This window comes from Lactobacillus laiwuensis (genome assembly GCF_019972835.1).
Lineage (GTDB): Bacteria > Bacillota > Bacilli > Lactobacillales > Lactobacillaceae > Lactobacillus > Lactobacillus laiwuensis.
Window position 1 is genome coordinate 1 of the sequence record NZ_BPPB01000036.1, and the last position, 1,769, is coordinate 1,769.

The following is a 1,769-nucleotide window of genomic DNA, read 5'->3' on the forward strand; positions in this document are numbered from 1 at the left end:
TGATGTATCTACATTCTACGGGACGTTGTGGCTCGCCGCCAAGAGCGGTTGCCCGGGGTGATGGCTGGTCCCGACGCCGAACCACCTGCGGGTGTCCTGCCAGTGCCGGGGCCGAGACGCCGCCAGCGCGTGTAAGGCGCTTCCGTAGGGGCGCCGCCCCTACACCCCGGCTAGAATGCGCGCAGGACGCCTTGGGGGCCGTATGGAACGCGAACGACCGGAGTACCTATCCGAACTGCCGAAGCCGCGCTGGGAATTCCCGTGGATGAGCCTGTGGGCGGTGCTACTGCTCGGAATGGCCGGTGCCGGGATCTGGCTGCACCTGAGAACCGGGGATGCATGGAATGCGCGCTTCAACGCGCCGCCAGCGCAACCAGAGACGACGGCCGCGATCCCCGCGCCGAAGACGGAGCCAGACCCCACCAAGGAAGCGAAGATTGCCGAGATTCGCATGTACCGCGAACAGGCGAAGCGCCGCGAGCAGCAACAGCGCGGCGAAATCCGCTGCATTGGAGGTGTGCTGTTCCGCCGAATACCTGGAGGCTGGGAAAACGTCCCCGGCGAGAACTGTCCGTGACGGCTCAGTTCTTCTGGCGCGCCTGCTGGCGCGCGAACGCCCGATCCATCCATCGGGCAACCCAGTAGTGCATGTCGAGGTAGCGGCGCAGGTTCATGGCCGCAGTATAGGCGCCAGCAGGCCGATGCAGGCAAGGTGCGCGACGTAGTAGCCGTAAAAGGCCCACCGCCCGCGCGGCACAGGCCATGACGCCCGAGACAGGCCCAACGCCACCGGAATCGCTGCCAGCGCCCACAGGTTGCCATTGAACCAGCAGATCGCGGCGAATGCTGGCACCAACAGCCAGAACCGGTGCCTCTTGAAGGCGAACCACGCCAGCAACACGAACCCTACCCCGGCCCATTGGTAGTCCACGAATGCCGGCAGCGCCACCGCGGCGAATGCCAGGGCAACCCACCTTCGTTGGCCGGCTGCATAGATGACGGCAGCACACAGGGAGAACGTGAGCAGGATGTTGAGCGGCAACCAGTACCCGAATGCCAACGCATGTACCGGCTGCGCGATCAGGCCCCACATGCCGAGCCTGCGCACCGACTTGACCACGTCGGCGCCGGGCTGGGCAAGGTTGTAGGCCATAACCAGTGCGAACAGGGGGAACGCTACCCTGCCCGCCTCGCTGAGACCTGGCACATAGCCGCCGTAGATCACCTTGGCGACGTGATCGCACGTCATGAGAACGACGGCTAGCCACTTCAATACCTCGCGTGCGCAGCTGGTCATAGCTTGTTCGGTCCGGGTGCCGTGGTCATGTAGCTGTCGGTTGGGAACGGCGGAGACTCGGGGAAACTACCCATGGTGCGCTCCACGTGCTGGACCACGCTGCCCGTCACCGCTGCCGGTTCCGTTGGGCGTAGCTGAGCTGCGGCGTCCAACCGTTGGTCCCGGCGATCTTCCGACCGCTCCCGATACGGGTTGTAGACAGGCCCATTGCGGGCGAGCGTGCGGCACTCGGGCTGGCTCAGCTCATACGCCGTCCCCTGCTCGGTGAGGCAGCGACAGCTCGCCTCTTGGCGCACACCCTGCGCGTCCAGTCCTTCCATGGACGACATGCACACCAGCTGCGGATCGGATCGCGCCTGTCGGTCGTCAAAGATCGGCGCCGTCCAGGGCATGGTGCCGATGCGCGGCATGTGGTCCTCGGCATAGGCAGCGACTGAAGGCCAGCGCGGCGCACCGTCCTTACGGGTGCCGG

3 protein-coding genes are annotated in these 1,769 nt (G+C 65.8%); 1 reads left to right on the forward strand and 2 read right to left on the reverse strand.

The features are described 5' to 3' along the window. Positions 1-202: 202 nt before the first annotated feature. Complete coding sequence (locus LDM92_RS09750) at positions 203-577, forward strand: hypothetical protein (protein ID WP_223903063.1); 375 nt, start codon at positions 203-205, stop codon at positions 575-577. 93 nt (positions 578-670) lie between these two features. Here LDM92_RS09750 and LDM92_RS09755 read toward each other — a convergent pair whose 3' ends face one another. Together LDM92_RS09755 and LDM92_RS09760 are read right to left on the reverse strand one after the other, a co-directional pair. Beyond that, positions 671-1,297, reverse strand: coding sequence for a TraX family protein (locus LDM92_RS09755; RefSeq protein WP_223903064.1), 627 nt, complete (start codon positions 1,295-1,297; stop codon positions 671-673). Then, positions 1,294-1,769, reverse strand: a 476-nt coding sequence (locus LDM92_RS09760) for a hypothetical protein (RefSeq protein ID WP_223903065.1), incomplete at its 5' end; no start/stop codon positions are given. The genes LDM92_RS09755 and LDM92_RS09760, both read right to left, overlap by 4 nt.